We start from the raw sequence: 1,326 nt of genomic DNA on the forward strand, positions 1-1,326 counted from the left end.
CGGCGTCGCGCTGCTCTTCCGTGAGCTCAAGCGCCTCGGCGACGACGACGTCCTGCTGGGCTGAGAGGGAAAGTTTCACCGTGACTGCCACTACTGACCTGGTGTCGTACGAGGAAGCCCTCGCGACGTACGACCCCGTCATGGGCCTCGAGGTCCATGTCGAGCTCGGCACCAAGACCAAGATGTTCTGCGGCTGCTCGACCGCGCTCAAGCAGGACGCGAACAGCCAGACCTGCCCGACCTGCCTCGGCCTGCCCGGCGCGCTGCCGGTCGTGAACGAGATCGGCGTCGAGTCGGCCATCAAGATCGGCCTCGCGCTCAACTGCGAGATCGCCGAGTGGTGCCGCTTCGCCCGGAAGAACTACTTCTATCCGGACATGCCGAAGAACTTCCAGACCTCCCAGTACGACGAGCCGATCGCCTTCAACGGCTATCTGGACGTCCAGCTGGAGGACGGCGAGGTCTTCCGCGTGGAGATCGAGCGCGCCCACATGGAGGAGGACACCGGCAAGTCCACGCACGTGGGTGGCGCGACGGGCCGCATCCACGGCGCCTCGCACTCCCTGCTGGACTACAACCGCGCGGGCATCCCTCTCATCGAGATCGTCACCAAGCCCATCGAGGGCGCGGGCGAGCGCGCCCCCGAGGTCGCCAAGGCGTACGTCGCCGAGCTGCGCGAGCTCATCAAGGCGCTCGGCGTCTCCGAGGCCCGCATGGAGCAGGGCCAGATGCGCTGCGACGTGAACCTCTCGCTGCGCCCCAAGGGCCAGGAGAAGTTCGGCACGCGCTCCGAGACGAAGAACGTGAACTCGCTGCGTTCCGTCGAGCGCGCCGCGCGCTACGAGATCCAGCGCCACGCGGCCGTGCTCTCCTCGGGCGGCACGATCATCCAGGAGACCCGTCACTTCCACGAGGACGACGGTTCCACGACGTCGGGCCGGGTGAAGGAGGAGGCGGAGGACTACCGCTACTTCCCGGAGCCCGACCTGGTGCCGGTCGCCCCGTCCCGCGAGTGGGTCGAGGAGCTGCGCGCCGGTCTGCCGGAGCTGCCGCGGGTGCGCCGCAACCGCCTCCGCGAGGAGTGGGGCATCTCCGAGCACGACATGCAGTCGATCCTCAACGCCGACGCCATCGGCCCGATCGTCGCCACCATCAACGCGGGCGCGGACGCCGCGTCGGCCCGCAAGTGGTGGATGGGCGAGCTGGCGAGGAACGCCAACGAGCAGGGTGTGGAGCTCGGTTCGCTCCCGATCACCCCGGAGCACGTGGCCCGGGTGACCGAGCTCGTGTCCGCCGGTGACCTGAACGACAAGCTGGCCCGCCAGG

At 68.7% G+C, this 1,326-nt stretch carries 1 protein-coding gene; it reads left to right on the forward strand.

Features of this window, described 5'->3' with window-relative positions; genetic code table 11:
- Window positions 1–80: 80 nt before the first annotated feature.
- On the forward strand, window positions 81–1,326 hold a 1,246-nt coding region (gene gatB / locus AOK22_RS38135; RefSeq protein ID WP_079037106.1), incomplete at its 3' end, for an Asp-tRNA(Asn)/Glu-tRNA(Gln) amidotransferase subunit GatB.

Origin of the sequence: Streptomyces silaceus (assembly GCF_001419745.1) — a bacterium.
GTDB classification, from domain to species: domain Bacteria; phylum Actinomycetota; class Actinomycetes; order Streptomycetales; family Streptomycetaceae; genus Streptomyces; species Streptomyces silaceus.